The following is an 18,742-nucleotide window of genomic DNA, read 5'->3' as shown; positions in this document are numbered from 1 at the left end:
CTGAATCGACACCTGATACTCTTTGCCTCACCTGAATCCCTGTTACACTCCGATCAACAGCGTTTACCAGTTCTCGGAGCAGTGATGTCCAATCAGCCCCCACAATCATCCGTGTGTAAAACCGCCGACCAACTTCAACACCCCCACGACTTTGGCCAGGGCCAGAAGCGCAAGGCTGAACAGCGCGCTACGCTGGTCACCCTGCTGACACTGATGACCATGCTGGTAGAGGTCGCAGCGGGTGTCATAACAGGCTCCATGGCACTGCTGGCAGATGGTATCCATATGGCAGGTCATGCCATGGCACTGGGCTTGGCGGCCCTGGCCTATTACCTGTCACGCAAGCATGCCCATGACCGGCGCCTGAGCCTCGGCAGCGGCAAGATCGCTGATCTGGCAGCCTACACCAGCGCGCTAATACTCGGGCTGTCAACGCTGTGGCTGATCTATGAATCCGTTGACCGTATTATCACGCCAGCAGAGCTCATGCCTCGAGAAGCAATGATCGTCGCCGTCATCGGCCTGGCCGTGAATCTGGTTTCGGCCCTTCTGCTTGCAGGCAAGCACGAACACGGGCACTCCCATGGCGATCACGAACATCATCACGATTCCAACCTCAGTGCCGCACTGGTGCATGTACTGGCTGATGCTCTAACCTCGGTGGCTGCAATTGTCGGCCTTGGCGCGGCGATGCTGTGGGGCTGGACCTGGGTCGATCCCGCCATCGCCCTGGTGGCCTCGGTCATAATCCTGCGCTGGTCCTGGGGACTGTTGCGCCAGACCACTAGCGTACTGCTGGACCGCGAAGGCCCGGACGAGATTCGCCGCGCCGCACGCAAGTTGCTGCAGAAGAATGGCGATACCGACATTATCGACCTGCACATCTGGTCCGTCGGACAGGGTTCCTGGACCCTCGTCGCCGCAGTTGTTGCCCATGGCTCGACAACACCCGAGGAATACCGGGCCAGCCTGCGTTCGCTCAGAAACCTGCATCATCCGATCATTGAGGTCAGCTATTGTCGTCAGTGTGCCTTGGCCAGGAAGGCAGGGTAGTCATCAAGTGCCTTTCGAGGCATCCTTGATTGACATAATACCGGGGGTACACAGGAAGGGCCGGGCAGCAAGGGCTACCCGGCAGGCGAAACACTATTGGCGGGCGGTACGTATTGATGCTGCCAGATCACGAGTCAGAGCCAGCACCGCTTCAGTGCCAGCAGCAGGCGATTCAGCATTGGCGATGCAATCGACCAGCGCAGAACCCACGACAACCCCGTCGGCAAAGCGGGCAATGCGTGCCGCCTGCTCGGGAGTACGAATGCCGAAACCAACACCAATCGGGATGTCCGTATGGGCACGAATCGCTTCCACCTCGGCCTGCACCTTCTCCGGGGTCGGCGCAGCGGCACCGGTAACCCCCGTGCTGGACACGTAATAGAGGAAGCCGGAGGTGTTGTTTAGCACACCGGGCAAGCGCCGTGCATCAGTGGTCGGCGTGGCCAGTCGGATGAAATGGATGCCGACTTCACGCGCCGGAATGCACAGCTCGTCATCATGTTCAGGCGGCAGGTCCACCACGATCAAACCATCCACCCCGGCTTCAGCCGCTTCCTGCAGGAACTTGTCGACACCGTAGCGGTACACCGGATTGTAGTAGCCCATCAACACCAGTGGCGTGTCCTGATCCTGTTTGCGCAGCTCACACACCATCTGCAGAGTCTTGACCATGTTCTGGCCGTTGTTCAACGCACGCTGGCTCCCCAGCTGAATAGCCGCGCCATCCGCCATGGGGTCAGTAAACGGCATGCCCAGCTCGATGACATCGGCACCGGCAGCGGGAAGGCCCAGCAGCGTATTCAGGCTGTTGTCATAGTCAGGGTCGCCCGCGGTCACGAAGGTCACCAGGGCAGCACGGTTTTCCTCTTTCAGCGCGGCAAAACGGCGCTCCATACGACTCATGCTTGCTGTCATTGCTATCCCCTTATTTCGCCAGTTCGGCCGCCAGATGTTCGGTTACGGTTACCATGTCCTTGTCACCACGGCCACTCAGGTTGACCACGATGATGTGATCCTTGGGCAGTGTCGGGGCCAGTTTCAGTACATGCGCGATGGCATGGGACGATTCCAGCGCCGGAATGATGCCTTCGTATTTGCACAGCGCCTTGAAGCCTTCCAGCGCTTCCTCATCGGTTACGGCAACGTATTCGACGCGCTGAATATCATGCAACCAGGCATGCTCAGGCCCGATACCGGGGTAATCCAGACCGGCCGAGATGGAATGAGCATCCTGAATCTGGCCATCTTCAGACTGCAGCAGGAAAGTTCGGTTACCGTGCAATACGCCCGGCTCCCCGCCTTTCAGACTGGCCGCGTGTCGCTTGTCGAGACCTTCGCCACCGGCTTCGACACCGATCATCCGCACGGATTCGTCATCCAGGAACGGATGGAACAGGCCCATGGCATTTGAACCACCGCCGATACAGGCCACCAGCGTGTCCGGCAGACGCCCCTCTTTCTCCATCAGCTGGGCCTTGGTTTCCTCACCGATCACAGACTGGAAGTCTCGCACCAGCGCCGGGTAGGGATGAGGACCGGCAACGGTACCGATGATATAGAAGGTATTGTCGACGTTGGTTACCCAATCACGCAGGGCCTCGTTCATGGCATCTTTCAGGGTGCCGGTACCGCTGGTCACCGGAATGACTTCGGCACCCAGCAGCTTCATCCGCTGCACATTGGGCTGCTGACGATGGATGTCAGTACTGCCCATGTAAATCACGCATTCCATGCCAAAGCGCGCCGCAACGGTCGCAGTCGCCACACCGTGCATGCCGGCACCGGTTTCAGCGATGATGCGCTTCTTGCCCATGCGCTTGGCCAGCAGGATCTGACCCAGGCAGTTGTTGATCTTGTGTGCGCCTGTATGGTTCAGGTCTTCACGCTTCAAATAGATCTTGGCACCGCCAAGCGCTTCAGTCAGACGTTCGGCCAGGTAAAGCGGTGTCTGGCGACCGACGTAGTCCTTCTGCAGCTTTTCCAGTTCCGCATGGAATTCGGGGTCCTGCTTGGCCTTCTCATACTCGGCCTGGAGGTCGAGAATCAGGGGCATCAGTGTTTCAGCGACAAAGCGCCCGCCAAAACGGCCAAAGAAACCGCTGGCATCGGGACCCTGTCGCAGGGAAGTGTTGGTACTCATGATTGCGACTCCATCATTCGTTTAGTTGAACACAGTCTAGTGCATGCACGACCGGGAAAAAAACGATAAAATCGCACTAAACTGTGAGAAAAAGTAACAACTAATGACTTCCTCCTTGCCCTCTTTGAACGCGCTGCGCGCTTTTGATTCGACCGCCCGTACACTCAGCATGACAGCTGCTGCACAGCAGCTCCATGTCACGCATGGTGCTGTCAGCCGGCAGATTCGTCAACTCGAGGAACAGCTTGGAGTGGTGTTGTTCGAGCGGGCAGGCAGAGGTGTTCGCCTGACCACGGCCGGCATTCGCCTGGCCAACACGACACAACAGGTTTTCTCGCAGCTTGAACAGACCTGTGACCAGCTGCGGCGTGAAGCAGAAGGAGCCCCTTTTGTGCTGGGATGCTCCGGCAGTTTTCTGGCTCGCTGGTTTATTCCGCGACTGGACCAGCTCAAACGGGACTGCCCTGAACTGGAACTGCACCTGACAGCCTCTGATGAAGATCAGCCTCTGCGCCCCGGCGTGGATGCAGCCCTGCGCTTTGCCACCCCACCCTGGCCAACCAACAGCCAGGTTATCGAACTGGCGCCTGAACGGATCGGGCCGGTGCTGCGTCCCGACTTGCTGTCTGACGCCGACCCGGCAACACCCACCACATTATTGCAACTGCCACTGCTGGAGACACTCTCGCGCCCACAGGCCTGGCCACAATGGTGTCACCAGCAGAACCTGGAACCGGCATCACTCAGGATCGCGCAATCGTTCGAGCACCTGAACTACATGCTGGAAGCCGCACTGGTCGGACTGGGTGTTGCCATTGCTCCCGCCTATCTGGTGGAAGAAGACCTTCGAGCGGGACGACTGATCGCCCCTTGGGGATTTATCGAAACCGATGCGCTGCTGTCACTCTGGTTGCCGCAAACGGCACAGGACCCGCGTGCACGACAGCTGGCGGAGTGGCTCAGACACATGCTCAATCAATGATTTTGAAACTCGTCAGAGCTTCATCATATTCGGCATCCGTTGAAGCGACTTCGGCCACGTTAGCCAGCTCCGGGCCTTGATTGAGCCATGCTTCCACATGACGTACCGCTTTCTCTTCGCCGCAGAGCAGTGCCTCCACCCGACCATCCGGCAGGTTGCGCACCCAGCCGGTAAGGGCATTGGCTTCAGCCTGTTCGCGCGTGAAATGACGGAACCAGACCCCCTGGACCCGTCCGCTAACCAAAGCATGAACACAGATCTTCGCCATTGTTAATCCTGAATCTGTTCGAGGGTCGGTATATGCCCCCGTCGATAAAGATCCTGCAAAGTGATATTGAGTACCACGCCACGCTGGCGTTGCAACATCTGCAGGCGGCTGTGCAATTCCTGCTGCCAGGGCTCTTCCCTGTCGGGCAGCGGGTCTGGCAGAGGCCAAGGCATTTCGCGCTGCAGTTGCAGCAGAGTATAACGGCTCAAATCACGACTGAGCAGATATTGGCCGCCCTCCGTGCGCCGGATAAGTCCGGCATCCATCAACAGCTGTACGTAGTCGTCCCAACGCCCCTGGTCGAGCCCCGGAATCTCCTGCAACAACACACGATCGGGCACCGGTTCACCCTCCTGCTGCGCGACCCAAAGTCGCTGCAGCACCGCCAACACGGTATACAGATGCGGTTCATGGGTGCGGTATTTGCTGACGTGAGACACCGTCAGCAGACGGGTCAACTCCGCACCGAGCAGAATGATGGTCCAGCTGATGAAAATCCATACCAGAAACATGGGCACAGCCGCAAAGGCGCCGTAAATCAGCTCATAGGACGGGAATTGGGTAACGAACAGAGCAAAGCCACGCTTGGCCAATTCAAACAGGACCGCCGCGAACACGCCACCAATCGCCGCATTGCGTAGCGGCACTCTGCAGTTAGGCACTGCAGCATAGAGCAGCATGAATGCGAGCGCCGAAAACAGCGGCGGCAACAGCGATAGCAACCGAGCGCGCCCCACGACCTCAGTGGCGCTGGAGATGAACGGCAGGCTGGCAATATAAGAGGTCAGCAATAAGCCCAGACCGATCAGAATCGGCCCCAGGCTCAGCACGGCCCAGTACAGCAGAAAGCTCGACAAGCCCTTGCGCGGCTCGGTTACACGCCAGATGCGGTTAAAGGCGGCCTCGATGTTTTTCATCATCATGATCGACGTGATCACGAGAAACACGATACCAATGACCGTCAGCTTCTGCGCCTGGCTGGCGAAGGTACTCAGATACTCCTGCACGACCATCCCGGTGGCGGGGACGAAGTTCTCAAAGATCCAGCCCTGGACCTGCTCACCCACGCCACGAAAATTCGGCACTGCCGCCAGCATGGAGTAGGACACCGTCATCAGCGGAACAACCGCAAACAGGGTGGTGTAGGTCAGTGCCGCAGCGTTGAGGACACCCTGATTGGTCTGATACTGACGCGCCAGCGCACGAAGAAACACCAGCACCGCTGGCAGGCTTCCTTTCTGCATACACTCTCACTTAACTAATCAATGCTCTGCCTTATACAATAGGGCGCTCATCAGCCTAATGAAAGCCTCAAACGGAGCACTCATGTCGATTACCATTTATCACAACCCGCGCTGCTCAAAGTCTCGTGAAACCCTGAAGCTGTTGCAAGAGCGCGGCATTGAACCCGAGATTCGTGAGTATCTCAAGGATGTTCCAAGCACTGAAGAACTGAAATCCGTACTGTCCGCGCTGGGTATTACTGCACGTGAACTGCTGCGTAGCAAGGAAGCGGAATACAAGGAAGCGGGGCTGGATGACCAGAGCCTGAGCGATGAGGCGGTTATCAAGGCAATGACCGAATACCCTAAGCTGATCGAACGTCCGATCGTCATCAACGGTGATCAGGCGCGCATCGGGCGCCCGCCTGAGTCCGTTCTGGAGATTCTCGCGTGAGCCAGCCTTACGTACTGGTCCTTTACTACAGCCGAAACGGCGCTACCCGTGCATTGGCTCGGCAGATCGCCCGTGGCGTCGAAGAAGCCGGAGTCGAGGCACGCTTACGCACCGTGCCGGCAATTTCGACAGTGTGCGAAGCGACCGAGCCTGAAATTCCCGAGTCCGGTGCGATCTATTGTACCGAATCGGACCTGGCCAACTGCGCCGGTCTTGCACTGGGCAGCCCCACCCGCTTCGGTAACATGGCTGCACCGATGAAATACTTCATCGACTCAACCAGCAGTCTGTGGATGTCCGGTGCACTGATCGATAAGCCCGCCTGTGTATTCAGCTCCACCTCCAGTTTGCACGGAGGCCAGGAAACAACCCTGCTCAGCATGATGTTGCCACTGATGCACCATGGCATGGTATTGGCCGGATTGCCCTACAGTGCCACCGAGTTGCTGGCTACCCAAGGGGGCGGCACGCCCTATGGTGCCACGCATGTCAGTGGCAGCGACGGCGTGTCACAACTGGATGAGCACGAAGCCGCTCTGGCACTGCAACAGGGCAAACGTCTGGGTCAGCTGACTCTGAAACTGCTGCAAAAGGAATCTTCTTGATGCAATCTCTGGCTGCCAAAACACATCTCAGCCGTGCACTGGTGCTGTTCAGCTATTTCGGCCTGCTGTTGTTGTTCAGTCTCTGGTATCTCTGGCTAGCTCCGTCCCAGGGCGACAACCCGTGGGTCATCTGGCTGGTCCATCTGCTGCCGTTGCTGGCCTTTGCGCCCGTGGTGATCAAGGGCAAGCCGCGTGGTCATGCATGGCTCTGTTTCGTACTCTTGCTCTACTTTCTGGAAGCGGTAATCGCGGCCATGCTGCCGCCGCCTACCCGCTGGCTAGGCCTGATTGACTGCGCGCTGCTGGTCACGCTGTTCACGTCGGCCATGCTCTATGCCCGCTGGCGCAGCCAACTGGATCGCGCTCAATCCACGGGTACTGATGCGTGAGCCAGAACGATCCCAAACGTTGGCGGCGTGACTTCCCGCTGCTGTCCATGCACGTGCATGGACAGCCGCTGGTGTATCTGGACAATGCTGCGACCACCCAAAAGCCACGACCCGTGATTGATGCCGTCAACCGTTTTTACAAAACGGCCAACGCCAACGTGCATCGTGGCAGTCACGCCCTTTCGATGCAGGCAACAGCAGCCTTCGAACTGGCCCGTGAAAAGGTAGCCCGCTGGCTGGGTATAGATGACAGCGCCACTTTGATCTGGACGCGCGGCACCACTGAGGCGATCAATCTGGTGGCACAAAGCTGGGGGCGCCAGCATCTGCAACGGGGTGACCTCATACTGCTGATGCAAAGCGCTCACCACGCCAACATCGTGCCCTGGCAGATGCTGGCAGCGGCCACCGGCGCTCACATTGAGATCATTCCGCTCCAGGCCGATGGCGATATTGATCTCAACGCCTATCACCGGCTGCTTGAACAACGACCTGTACTGGTTGCGCTCGCTCATGTATCCAACGCACTGGGTACCATCTACCCGGTCGAGACCCTATGCCGTGAGGCTAAATCGGCCGGTGCTACGGTGCTGGTCGATGGTGCCCAGGCTCTGCCCCACTTCGATGTATCTCTCGAGGCAATGGGGTGTGATTTCTATGCTTTCTCCGGCCACAAGGTGTTTGGCCCTACCGGTATCGGCGCACTTTGGGGTCGCCGTGAGCTGCTGGAAGCCATGCCCCCCTGGCAGGGTGGCGGCGAGATGATCGAACATGTCAGCTTTGACAGTACCCGCTATGCAGGACTGCCATTCAAGTTCGAAGCCGGCACACCTGACATCTCCGGCGCCATCGGTTTGGCTGCCGCCATCGATTACCTCGGCAGCCAGGATCGACAGGCCATGGAAGCCTACGAGCAGTCCCTGCTTAAGCACGCACTTGAAGGCTGCCGCCAGATTGCGGGCTTCAGGCCTGTGGCGTCCGGAAGCCAGCGGGTAAGCCTGCTGTCCTTTGAGCTCGATGGATTTCACCAGCAGGACGTTGCCCACTGGCTCGACCGTCAGGGCATAGCCGTCCGTGCAGGCCATCATTGCGCCATGCCGTTGATGCAGTCATTGGGCCTGCCCGGCACTCTGAGGGCTTCCTTTGCCTTCTACAACACCTTCCAGGAAGCAGAACAACTTGCTCAGGCTCTGGAGCAGTTGGTTCAGAGCCAGAAAAGCATCCTGCCCGTTGCAAAATTGGAACAAACCAGCTACCAAAATGCCTTAAAAAGCGTATACTCCGCAACAAACTGGACCAGTCGCTATCAGTCCCTGATGCAACTGGGGCAAGCCGCACCTCCCTTGCCCCACGCCCTCAAGCAGGACCGCTTCCTGCTGCCGGGCTGTGAATCTCGGGTTTGGCTCATCACCGAGCTGGATGCCAATGGCCTTTTGAACTGTCGAGCCGACGCGGATGCACGTATTTTACGTGCCCTGCTGACGTTGTTGCTCGATCAGGTCAACGGCCTGACACCCGAACAGATGCTGGCGACTGATCTGGAAGAAACACTGAGCCAACTCGATATTCAGCGTCACCTGAGCCCGTCTCGGGGCAATGGATTGCTGGCAATAATCCGTGGTTTGCAGGACTTTGCACGCCAACAGGACGAGTAAGACTGGCGCCGCCGACCAGTTCTGGAGTATTCAATGAACCTTAACGACCTGAGCCTGTTTATCCGCGTGGTTGAAACCGGCAGTTTTACCGCCGCGGCTGAAAGCCTCAACGTGCAAAAATCCACCATCAGCCGCCGTATCGCCCAACTGGAAGATACCCTTGGCATCCGGCTGATTCAGCGGACTACCCGCAAGCTAAAGCTCACGCCGGAAGGTGAAGAACTCTTCTCGCGTGCGCAGCCGCTGGTGGACGACCTTGAAGCTGTTCAGGATGATATCAGCGCATCCAGAACCGAACTTCGCGGCCGCTTGCGCCTGACCATGCCGACTGAGATTGGCGTGTTCATGATGAACGAAGTAATCTCCAGCTTCATGGAAACCTACCCCCGCATCGAAGTGGATGTGGAGCTGAGCACTCGAACGGTCGATCTGATCGAAGAAGGCGTCGACCTGACCCTTCGGCTTGGCCCGCTGCCCAACTCCAGCCTGATCGCGCGCCATGTTGCCGGTCTGCACCGTGGGCTTTTCGCCACCCCGGACTACATCGAAAAGCACGGCATGCCACAGACACCGGCAGAGCTGGCGCAGCACCAGTGCATCACCTTGCTCAAACCCTTTGATCACCTGCGTTTCATCAACTGGAATAACCAGGAACCGGTCTCCATGGGAGGACGTTTGCGCACCAATAGCCTGAGCTTCGTCCGTGAAATGATTCTTCAGGGATACGGTATCGGTCGCCTTCCGGAAGTGTTTTGCAGCGAGCTGGTGCAGAACGGCACCATTGTCCGGGTTCTGGGCGACTTTAACCTGGAACCGCTGGAGATCAACGCCCTGTACGCCAGTCGCCGTAATCTGAACCCGCGCGTAGGCGCCTTTCTGGACCACATGACTGATCGATTGAGCGATCATCCCTGGGTACAGAGCCGACTGGTTCACCTGTCCAGTTAATCGGTCAAGCCCGGATACTGCAAGTCAAGTCTCTGGGCACCTTCCATCAAACTCCATTCAGACCACATCCGTCGGGATCAGCAGCAAGAATTCTGTCGGGTTCTATACTGTTGCACTGGGCTGCTTCCGGGGTGCCCGAACCTATTCCATACTCACGCTCAAAGGCCATTTGCGGGTAAAGGCCATGTTGCCGATCTGCTTAATTGTCTTCGCACACTACACAAACGATCGATTTAGGTACAAAATGAGCAAAGTGATTCCAAACAGCGACACTTTGAAATGAAGATCAGATCAAGGCTTATCACAAGCCTTTCGGTTCTAGTGTTTATCCTCGGCCTGGGCATTGGGGCGATTGAGTACTGGGTTGTCATTCCGAAAGTACAGTCACTCGAAACCGATGGCCTGAAAGCGGATTTACGGCACGTTGATGAAGCGATCAAGCGTGAACTTGAGCACATCAGTGAGCTGGCGACTGACTGGGGACGCTGGGATGAAACCTACACCTTCGTTCAGGATCTCAATCCCGACTATCTCAAGTCCTCTTTGGCAGAGGGCACACTGTCCGAACTCTCAATGGATTTCCTGCTGCTCACACGTAACCAGCAGGCGATTTCTCTGCACACATCGGACAGGATCAACACAATCCGGGAAGCGCTCACAGAACGCCTTCACCACGCATCGATTCGGGCCCACCTGGCTGATGGAGGCAGTGGTCTTGTTACAGTGAAAGACCAGGTCCTGATGGTATCGGCAAGCCCCATTCTGCAAACCGACGGCACGGGACCCTCAATGGGAATGCTGTTTTTCGGCCGTCTGGTCGACAACTCCTTGCTGCAGACGCTGGAGAAAATAGTGTCACTGGAGGTTTCACTGACGCTGGATAATCGCAAACCCGGCACGGTGAAGATTACGTTTCCCTCAGACAGCCAGAGTCTCAGTCAAGCCTGGCTGCCGCTGATCGGAGAAGAGAACCGCTCGCTCCATATCCAACTGCAAGGAGATCGGCCTTTTTTCGATCAGACGCTGACGTCAACCTATTACCTGATGGGTATCATTTTCGTATTGGGCATCATCGGCACATTCGCCAGCTATTTCCTGCTTCAGCACTATCTGATTTCCCCGATACTTAAACTGCAACGCGCCGTCCATCATTTCAGTCGTCATCACTCCCTGACAGCGTTCGATCCTGAACCTCGTCAGGATGAGCTGGGTAATCTCACGGAAGCGTTTAAAGAGATGGCCCGGCGCCTTTCAGCCGATCGTGAAATGATTCTTAACGAACGAGAGCAGCTTCGGCATGAAAGCCTGACAGACCCACTGACCGGTCTGGGCAATCGCCGTTATCTGATCCAGAATCTGGAAAAGCACAGCCACTGGGCTAATGGGCACTTCCTGCTGGTGATGAACATCGACATCGATCACTTCAAGCAGATCAACGATTGCCACGGACATGATGCCGGCGATCAGGTGCTGAGGGAGTTTGCGCAGCTTCTGAAACATTGCTGTCGCGACCAGGACTTCCTGATCAGGGCTGGCGGTGAGGAATTTATCGCCATCTGTGAAGTCGCCAGCGAAGAGGATGCCAGCATCATTGCCGAACGTATCCGCACTCAAGCGGAGCAAAAGCGTTTTGTCGAGGGGCTCATAACTCTGACCTGCTCAATAGGCCTTCTCATCACGCCCATGAACAGCCCGCGCCAACTCAACAAGAGCTGGAACAACCTGTTCAAAGTGGCCGATATGGCTTTGTATCGCGCAAAAGATGAAGGCAGAAATCGCTGCGTGGGCTGGCGTCATTACTATCAGGCACAGGGCCTGGAGGAACAACTGCCGATGACACCGGAAGAGCTCGAACAGGCTTTGGAACAGCATATTCTGGCTCCGGTTGGCCTCTAGTGCCACCCGGAGCCTGGACCTCAAGCTTCAGGCCATCCTGTCACGACCTTCACTTCCAGATATTCTTCCAACCCCCAGTGACCACCCTCACGGCCGTTGCCAGACTGCTTGTAACCACCGAAAGGTGCGCCACCGCCGAGCATTTCACCGTTCATCTGCACCATGCCTGAGCGCAACTTACGGGCTACGCGTCTTGCCTTTGCTGCATCCTGTGTCTGCACATAATGCGTCAAGCCATAGGGGCTGTCATTGGCGATGGCGAGAGCTTCTTCTTCCGTATCGAAAGGAATAATCGACAACACCGGTCCAAAGATCTCTTCCCGCGCGATGGTCATCTCGTTGGTCACATCGGCAAATACGGTCGGTCGAACAAAATAGCCTTCGTTCAGGCCTTCCGGCTTACCAAGACCGCCCGCTACCAGGCGTGCGCCCTCATCAATGCCCTGCTGGATCAGTCGCTGAATCTTGTCGAACTGGGCCGAGGACACCACCGGGCCAATGTGTTTGCCCTCAAGAGACGCCTGATTGACTTCCGTCTTGGCCGCCACATCAACCGCCATCTGCACTGCCTGCTCGTAGATCGAGCGTTCCACCAGCATACGCGTCGGTGCGTTGCAGGACTGACCGGAGTTCATGAAGCAGTGACGCACGCCACGCACAACCGCCTTGTCATCGGCGTCCGCAAAGACAATGTTGGCACCCTTGCCACCCAGCTCCAGGCTGACACGCTTGACAGTATCTGCCGCGTTTTTGGAGATGGCGATACCCGCACGCGTCGAGCCGGTGAACGAGATCATATCGACATCCGGATGACCGGACAGTTGGGTTCCAACTCCCTGACCATCACCGTTGACCAGGTTGAACACACCCGCCGGGAAGCCGGCTTCATCGATCATTTCGGCAAACAGCATGGCCGAAAGCGGAGCGACTTCGGACGGTTTCAGTACCATGGTACATCCCGCCGCCAGGGCAGCAACCACCTTGAGGGTGACCTGGTTCATTGGCCAGTTCCACGGTGTGATCAGGCCACAGACACCGATCGGCTCGCGCAGAATCTGGTTACCCGGCGCATGTTCACCCAAGGGCTCGTCAAATGCGTAGTCACGCAGGATGCGCATGAAGTTTTTCATGTGGTTGGCACCGGTGCCCCACTGGGCCGTCTGAGCCAGCGCGATAGGGGCTCCCATTTCCACTGAGATCGCCTCAGCCATTTCACTGGAACGAGCCTTGTAAAGGGCATAAAGCTTTTCCAGCAGCGCCAGACGCTCTTCTTTACTGGTCTCACTCCAGCTGTCAAAAGCACGTCGGGCCGCGGCAACAGCAGCATCGGTATCGGCCTGACTGCCCAGAGAGATGACCGCACAGACCTCTTCGGTAGAAGGGTCAATAACGTCATAATCATTCGCCTGTGCCGGCGCTACCCACTGACCGTCGATATAGAATTCACGTTTTTCCAGCATGTTCTGGGCCTCTCTTGTTATTGCTCTGCAGATACTTAACCTGTTAACAGCCAAGAGTACCGATTCCGGGCACTAAGGTCACGGCCTGGAGATCAGGAGTTAACTGCTTCTTGCTGTTTTGCGGCGTACGCCGGTCGCTGTTTTCTTCCGCCCCTGACTGCGCCCATTGCCCCGAGTGGACTTGCCCCGGGTCGGCGCCTTGATGCCGTTCAAGGCTTCCGGACGAATTTGACCTATCAATTCAGGCAACGCCTGCTGCAACGGCTGCATGAAACCCTGATAGTTGAAAGCCTTGCGACTGATTGCATCCAGCTGAGACTCCCAGTGCGCCGTCATGTCCGGACGACTTAACTGCTCGGGCAGTGCCGCGATCAGGGCCTTGCCGGCATCCGTCGCGTGAATCTGTTTGCCTTGCCGCTGCAAAAAGCCACGCCGGAACAATAGCTCAATGATCCCGGCGCGTGTGGCTTCAGTGCCCAGGCCATCCGTCTCACGCAATACCTTGCGCAGTTCATTATCCTGCACGAAACGGGCAATACCGGTCATCGCCGACAGCAGGCTGGCATCGGTGAATGCCTTGGGCGGCTGGGTCATTTTTTCCAGCAACTCACCGCGTTCACACTGCAAGGACTCACCCACCTTGAGCGGCGGCAGCTGTCCCTCATCCTCCTCCTGTGCCTCCTTGCCCATCAATGCCTTCCAGCCCGGATCGGTAATCTGTCTCGCCTTGGCGAGGAACTGCCCCCCGGCAATCTCAATCTCAACCCGGCGATCGGCATAACGACAGGGAGGATAGAACTGCATCAGGTACTGACGCGCTATCTGGCTGTACACCTGGAGTTCAGCCCGACTCAGACGCTCCGGGGAAGTGGCCTTGCTGGTCGGTATGATCGCATGGTGCGCTTCTACCTTCTTGTCGTTCCATGCCTTGGATTTGAGGTTCAGATCAGCGTTGTGGACGGCCGTGCTCAACTCAGGCTGGGTACGGGCGATCGCCTGGGTAACTCGAGCCGCTTCACCAAAATGCTCGGCAGGCAGGTAGCGACAATCGGATCGCGGGTAGGTGATTAACTGGTGCTTTTCATACAGTGACTGCGCCGCATCAAGCACCTGCTGGGCATTAAGGCCAAACCGTTTGGCGCAATCGATCTGCAGCGACGACAGGTTATAGGGCAAGGGTACGGCTTGCTGGCCGGTTTTGCGCTCATCCAGCGTCACGGCACCGGGCTGCCCGGTAACCCGCTGGACAACGTTTTCAGCCAGCGCCTTCGACAGCACGCGCCCCTCTTCGTCCTGAAAACGGGCACAGGCCTCACTGGGCTGCCAACGGGCGGTAAAACGCTCGCCCTGTTGTGTCAGCAGATGCGCATCCACCTCGTAGTAGGGTTTGGGCACAAATGCCGCGATCTCGGCATCCCGCTGTACCACCAGTCCCAACACCGGCGTCTGGACCCTGCCGACCGAGAGGACACCATCGTAACCGGCACCACGGCCTTTTACCGTCAGCGCCCGGGTCATGTTGATCCCAAACAGCCAGTCGGCCCTTGAGCGCGCAAGTGCTGAAACCGACAAAGGAACAAACTCCTTGTTGGGCTTAAGCCTGGCGATGGCTCGACGCACCGCATCCGGGTTGAGATCGGAGATCAGGCACCGCTGCACCCCTACGCGTTTGGCTGCCGGGACCTTGAGGAAATCGATCACCTCATCGACCAGCAACTGGCCCTCACGGTCAGGGTCACCGGCATGGATGATCTGATCCGCCGTTTTGACCAGCTTGCGCAATACAGCCAGCTGCTTGCTGACGCCCTTGCGCGGCTTGAGCTGCCACTCATCCGGCACTATTGGCAGATGTTCAAGCCGCCACTGCTTATAGGCCGGATCATAGGCATCGGGTTCAGCCTGTTCCAGCAGATGACCAATACACCAGCTCACCACCTGATCCCCGCCACAACGGATCATGCCCTCCTCTTTCTTGTGTGGTCCGGGCAGTACAGCCGCAATGGCACGGGCAAGACTGGGCTTTTCGGCGATATAGAGCTTCATGATTTCAAACGCTGATCGGGGAAAACCGTTAGGGTAAGAGATCATCACCGGCAAGTCGATAAAATACTGTATACATCAACAGCATTTAATCGCCTACACACGACCACTGGTTAGCATCCCGCACTCATCATCAATAAATCTGATCAATCAGTGCAAATATATTCGGTTTTTAATCTACCAGGTGACACCTATAGTGACGTTATACCAACGAATACACGGAGTCACTCGATGAACGCTTCCCTGATTACTTGCTTATTAAACACCACGAACAGCCTGGCACCACTGGCGCTGCGTATTCCCGCCGGCATTATCTTCATGGCGCATGGCGCACAGAAACTCTTTGGTGCCTTCGGCGGCTACGGACTTGAGGGCACCGGCCAGTGGATGGCGTCCATCGGGCTTGAACCCGGTTATCTGATGGCGTTGCTGGCCGGCAGTGCCGAATTCTTTGGCGGGCTCGCGATTCTTGTCGGCCTGCTGGTGCGACCGGCTGCCGCTGCCCTTGCGTTTGCCATGCTGGTTGCGATTTTTGCCGTGCATTTTAATAACGGACTCTTCATGAGCAATAACGGCTACGAGTTCGGCCTCGCGCTTTTCGCCATCTCGATCTCCCTGTTGATAAGTGGTGGTGGGGCCCTTTCTGCCGATCGCGTCTTGAGCCAGCGTCGGGGATAAACCCTGACCTGCCTTGCCCACTCACAACCGGAGGAGCTCGACAATGGGTTTACTGATTGATGGCCGCTGGGTCGACCAGTGGTATGACACCGACTCGACGGAAGGCCGCTTTGTCCGCTCGGAATCACAGTTCCGCAACTGGGTCACCGCCGATGGACAACCGGGTCCCAGCGGAGAAGGTGGCTTTCGGGCCGAGGCCGATCGATACCATCTTTATGTCTCTCTGGCTTGTCCCTGGGCTCATCGCACACTCATTTTCAGAGCGCTCAAAGGACTCGAGTCGATGATCTCGGTTTCAGTGGTCAACAGCTACATGGGCGACCACGGCTGGACATTTGAACCGGAAGTAGACGCAACCGGCGATCAGCTTTACGGACTGGATTATCTGTACCAGCTTTATCTTAAAGCAGATCCCAATTACAGCGGCCGAGTCACCGTACCGGTACTCTGGGACAAGCAACGCCAGACCATCGTCAGTAACGAATCAGCCGAGATTATCCGCATGCTGAATTCGGCTTTCGATCATCTAGGTGCCAAAGCCGGTGATTACAACCCACAGTTGTTACGTGCCGAGATCGACACACTGAACAGCGAGATCTATGACCGAATCAACAACGGTGTATACAAGGCAGGCTTTGCCACCACCCAGGAGGCTTACGAAAAGGCCGTTGCACCTCTGTTCGAAGCCCTTGAGGCTCTGGAGCAACGATTAAGCCGACAGCGCTATTTGCTCGGAGCACAGATCACCGAAGCGGACTGGCGTCTTTTTACTACTCTGGTCCGCTTTGACGCCGTCTATCACGGTCACTTCAAGTGCAACCTGAAACGGATCGTGGATTATCCGAATCTTTGGGGATACCTGCGCGAGCTTTATCAGTGGCCCGGCATAGAAGCGACCATCAACATGCGCCATATCAAGGCGCATTACTATCGAAGTCATCACACCATCAACCCGACCGGCGTGGTACCTACTGGCCCCATTCTGGATTTCCACCAGGCACATCAACGCGAAGCAATCACGGACTAACCCAGGAGACATGTCGCTATGAGCAAGATTCTCGTTCTTTATTACTCATCCTATGGCCATATCGAGACACTGGCACAAGCCATTGCCGAAGGCGCTCAATCGGTTGAAGGCACCGAGGTGGTCATCAAGCGAGTACCGGAATTGATGTCCGAGGAGGTGGCCAGAAACGCGGGCGTCAAGCTCGACCAGTCCGCTCCCATTGCCGCCCCCAAGGAACTTGACCAATACGATGCCATTATTTTTGGCACCCCGACCCGCTTCGGCAACATGGCCAGCCAGATGCGCAATTTCCTCGACCAGACCGGAGGGCTCTGGGCCAAGGGCGCACTCATCGGCAAAGTCGGCAGTGTGTTTACCAGCACCGGTACCGGCGGCGGCAACGAAACCACCATCCAGTCGTTCCATACCACCCTTTTCCACCACGGCATGGTCGTCGTTGGCATGCCCTATGCGCTGCCTGAAATGACCGACATCAGCGCCGTACATGGTGGCTCACCGCTGGGCGCAGCCACTATCGCCGGAAGTGACGGCTCTCGAAGCCCCAGCGAGCAGGAGCTGACAATGGCCCGCTATCAGGGCGCACACGTTGCTGGTATCTCAGCTAAACTCAGCGCCTGATTTCACATCCGTGCGGGTTGCCACTGGCAGCCCGCTCTGCTCTGCGTTCTCCGATACGCTCACTGTCACTTGGCCTGTACCGGCAGACTCCATACCTTGCCGCTGAATAGACCAGGCCCCTGCCAACAGCACGGCACCCGCACTGATCACCGCCAGCGTGAAGAGCAGTCCACTCTGATAATTGCCTTCGGATTGTGCCAGATACCCTACCATCATGGGCGCCAACACCTGCGCTATGCCATAGCCAAATGTAAGCCGCCCCATCGGCCGGGAGGGGTTTTCCGGATAGAGACGTCCGACCATTGCCAACGTCATGCTGACAATGCCGATAAAGCTTGCACCATAGATCACCGCGCTCAGCATTACGCCTGCGAGCCCACTTAACAACAGCAACAACAATACACTAACCGCATTGAGCAGATACGCCAGCAACAGTGCCAGCCAGTCCCCTTGTCGCCTAACGAGCAAATCCCATAGCCAGCAAGCTGGTGCTGCCGCAATACCCGTCATCAGCCAGATCAGCCATCCCCGGCCTGCCAGCAATGGCGACGCTTCCGCAATGGCGACGAGAAACGTCGCTGTCACCACGTACCCGACACCGGCACAAAAATAGGACAGCTGCAGCAGTAGCATGAAAGAACTGTCCTTTCGCCCATTAGATACCGGAGTGGCCGCCATCGTTGGCAGGCAGCGGCTGTAATCCGGACTCCACCACCACACCGGCAGCAACAGTATCAGTGCCGCGAAGCCATAGATGGCCCATTGCTGGTCCCAACTGAAATGAACCCGAATCGACTCTGCCAGCAACGCCGTCAGGACAATACCTATTCCAAGGCCCGAGAAAAAGATGCCCAATTCCGGCTTGTGTCCCTGTCGCAGCAGCCAGCTCATCAACAGGCCTGCACCGATCAACACACCGGCAGAACTGCTCAGTCCTGACAGAAAACGCAGCACATACCAAACCCATTCTTCGCTGCTATATCCCATCAGTCCCGTGGTCAGAACGGCTCCAAGCAGACCCGCCTTGTAAAGCCATATTTTCACAGCCGACGAACGAATAAATGAAATCAGTAAAGCTCCGCTCAGGTAGCCAGCATAGTTGGCCGTGGCCAGCATACCGGCCAAAGCGTTGTTCAGCCCGGCACCCGACATCATTTCCGGAAGCATCGGGGTATAGGCAAAACGCGCAATTCCCACTGTGATTACAACTGCCGCCACACTGGCAATCAGAACACGTACTTTTTCGGTCAGCATTCCGCCCTCCTGTCATCCGATATTCAGCAGATTAAGGAATACGGGCAGCACA

At 57.1% G+C, this 18,742-nt stretch carries 18 protein-coding genes; 11 read left to right on the top strand and 7 right to left on the bottom strand.

What is annotated here, in order from left to right:
* Positions 1-84: 84 nt before the first annotated feature.
* A complete protein-coding gene (dmeF, locus tag LN244_RS06435) occupies positions 85-1,053 on the top strand; it encodes a CDF family Co(II)/Ni(II) efflux transporter DmeF (protein WP_239042024.1) in 969 nt (322 codons plus the stop codon).
* Between the two features lie 93 nt (positions 1,054-1,146).
* On the opposite strand, the gene trpA is transcribed toward dmeF, so the two are convergent.
* Positions 1,147-1,968 carry a tryptophan synthase subunit alpha gene (gene trpA / locus LN244_RS06430; protein WP_239042023.1) on the bottom strand — a complete coding sequence of 274 codons (822 nt, stop codon included), beginning with the start codon at positions 1,966-1,968 and terminating at the stop codon, positions 1,147-1,149.
* A gap of 10 nt (positions 1,969-1,978) precedes the next feature.
* Positions 1,979-3,193, bottom strand: a complete 1,215-nt coding sequence (gene trpB, locus LN244_RS06425; protein WP_239042022.1) for a tryptophan synthase subunit beta — start codon at positions 3,191-3,193, stop codon at positions 1,979-1,981.
* Positions 3,194-3,296: 103 nt separating this feature from the next.
* On the opposite strand from trpB, the gene LN244_RS06420 reads away from it, so the two are divergent.
* Positions 3,297-4,175 carry a LysR family transcriptional regulator gene (locus LN244_RS06420; protein WP_239042021.1) on the top strand — a complete coding sequence of 293 codons (879 nt, stop codon included), beginning with the start codon at positions 3,297-3,299 and terminating at the stop codon, positions 4,173-4,175.
* On the opposite strand, the gene LN244_RS06415 is transcribed toward LN244_RS06420, so the two are convergent.
* Positions 4,165-4,443, bottom strand: a complete 279-nt coding sequence (locus tag LN244_RS06415; protein ID WP_239042020.1) for an acylphosphatase — start codon at positions 4,441-4,443, stop codon at positions 4,165-4,167. The two genes, LN244_RS06420 and LN244_RS06415, sit on opposite strands and share 11 nt — an antisense overlap.
* A 2-nt stretch (positions 4,444-4,445) precedes the next feature.
* Positions 4,446-5,687, bottom strand: coding sequence for a YihY family inner membrane protein (locus tag LN244_RS06410; protein WP_239042019.1), 1,242 nt, complete (start codon positions 5,685-5,687; stop codon positions 4,446-4,448).
* An 82-nt stretch (positions 5,688-5,769) separates the two neighbouring features.
* On the opposite strand from LN244_RS06410, the gene arsC reads away from it, so the two are divergent.
* From arsC to LN244_RS06380, 6 genes are all read left to right on the top strand, one after another.
* Positions 5,770-6,120, top strand: a complete 351-nt coding sequence (gene arsC / locus LN244_RS06405; protein WP_239042018.1) for an arsenate reductase (glutaredoxin) — start codon at positions 5,770-5,772, stop codon at positions 6,118-6,120.
* Positions 6,117-6,725, top strand: coding sequence for an NAD(P)H:quinone oxidoreductase (gene wrbA, locus LN244_RS06400; protein ID WP_239042017.1), 609 nt, complete (start codon positions 6,117-6,119; stop codon positions 6,723-6,725). The genes arsC and wrbA (LN244_RS06400) overlap by 4 nt, the downstream gene beginning before the upstream one ends.
* Positions 6,725-7,114, top strand: a complete 390-nt coding sequence (locus LN244_RS06395) for a DUF2069 domain-containing protein (protein ID WP_239042016.1) — start codon at positions 6,725-6,727, stop codon at positions 7,112-7,114. Before wrbA (LN244_RS06400) ends, LN244_RS06395 begins: the two co-directional genes overlap by 1 nt.
* Positions 7,111-8,769: a SufS family cysteine desulfurase gene (locus LN244_RS06390; RefSeq protein WP_239042015.1), complete on the top strand. Its 1,659-nt coding sequence runs from the start codon at positions 7,111-7,113 to the stop codon at positions 8,767-8,769. The genes LN244_RS06395 and LN244_RS06390 overlap by 4 nt, the downstream gene beginning before the upstream one ends.
* 33 nt (positions 8,770-8,802) lie before the next feature.
* Complete coding sequence (locus LN244_RS06385) at positions 8,803-9,717, top strand: LysR family transcriptional regulator (protein WP_239042014.1); 915 nt, start codon at positions 8,803-8,805, stop codon at positions 9,715-9,717.
* A gap of 321 nt (positions 9,718-10,038) precedes the next feature.
* Positions 10,039-11,613 carry a sensor domain-containing diguanylate cyclase gene (locus tag LN244_RS06380; RefSeq protein WP_239042013.1) on the top strand — a complete coding sequence of 525 codons (1,575 nt, stop codon included), beginning with the start codon at positions 10,039-10,041 and terminating at the stop codon, positions 11,611-11,613.
* A gap of 20 nt (positions 11,614-11,633) precedes the next feature.
* Here the strand turns inward: LN244_RS06380 and LN244_RS06375 are convergent, their stop codons facing one another.
* Together LN244_RS06375 and LN244_RS06370 are read right to left on the bottom strand one after the other, a co-directional pair.
* Entirely contained in the window at positions 11,634-13,073 is a 1,440-nt protein-coding gene (locus tag LN244_RS06375) for an aldehyde dehydrogenase family protein (RefSeq protein WP_239042012.1), read from the bottom strand.
* A 99-nt stretch (positions 13,074-13,172) separates the two neighbouring features.
* Positions 13,173-15,116 carry a DNA topoisomerase III gene (locus LN244_RS06370; RefSeq protein ID WP_239042011.1) on the bottom strand — a complete coding sequence of 648 codons (1,944 nt, stop codon included), beginning with the start codon at positions 15,114-15,116 and terminating at the stop codon, positions 13,173-13,175.
* A 228-nt stretch (positions 15,117-15,344) separates the two neighbouring features.
* Here LN244_RS06370 and LN244_RS06365 point away from each other — a divergent pair, with 228 nt between their 5' ends.
* From LN244_RS06365 to wrbA (LN244_RS06355), 3 genes are read left to right on the top strand one after another with little or no spacing between them, the layout of a single operon-like run.
* Complete coding sequence (locus LN244_RS06365) at positions 15,345-15,791, top strand: DoxX family protein (protein ID WP_239042010.1); 447 nt, start codon at positions 15,345-15,347, stop codon at positions 15,789-15,791.
* A gap of 43 nt (positions 15,792-15,834) precedes the next feature.
* The gene (locus LN244_RS06360) at positions 15,835-16,818 is read left to right on the top strand and encodes a glutathione S-transferase family protein (protein WP_239042009.1); all 984 of its coding nucleotides are present in this window, start codon (positions 15,835-15,837) and stop codon (positions 16,816-16,818) included.
* An 18-nt stretch (positions 16,819-16,836) separates the two neighbouring features.
* Positions 16,837-17,436, top strand: coding sequence for an NAD(P)H:quinone oxidoreductase (wrbA, locus tag LN244_RS06355; RefSeq protein WP_239042008.1), 600 nt, complete (start codon positions 16,837-16,839; stop codon positions 17,434-17,436).
* Here wrbA (LN244_RS06355) and LN244_RS06350 read toward each other — a convergent pair.
* Positions 17,416-18,690 carry a YbfB/YjiJ family MFS transporter gene (locus LN244_RS06350; protein ID WP_239042007.1) on the bottom strand — a complete coding sequence of 425 codons (1,275 nt, stop codon included), beginning with the start codon at positions 18,688-18,690 and terminating at the stop codon, positions 17,416-17,418. The two genes, wrbA (LN244_RS06355) and LN244_RS06350, sit on opposite strands and share 21 nt — an antisense overlap.
* Positions 18,691-18,742: the final 52 nt, after the last annotated feature.

The organism is Marinobacterium sediminicola (genome assembly GCF_022343685.1).
GTDB lineage: Bacteria > Pseudomonadota > Gammaproteobacteria > Pseudomonadales > Balneatricaceae > Marinobacterium > Marinobacterium sediminicola.
Note: the sequence above shows the minus strand (reverse complement) of the source record. Positions and strands in the feature narration are given on the sequence as shown.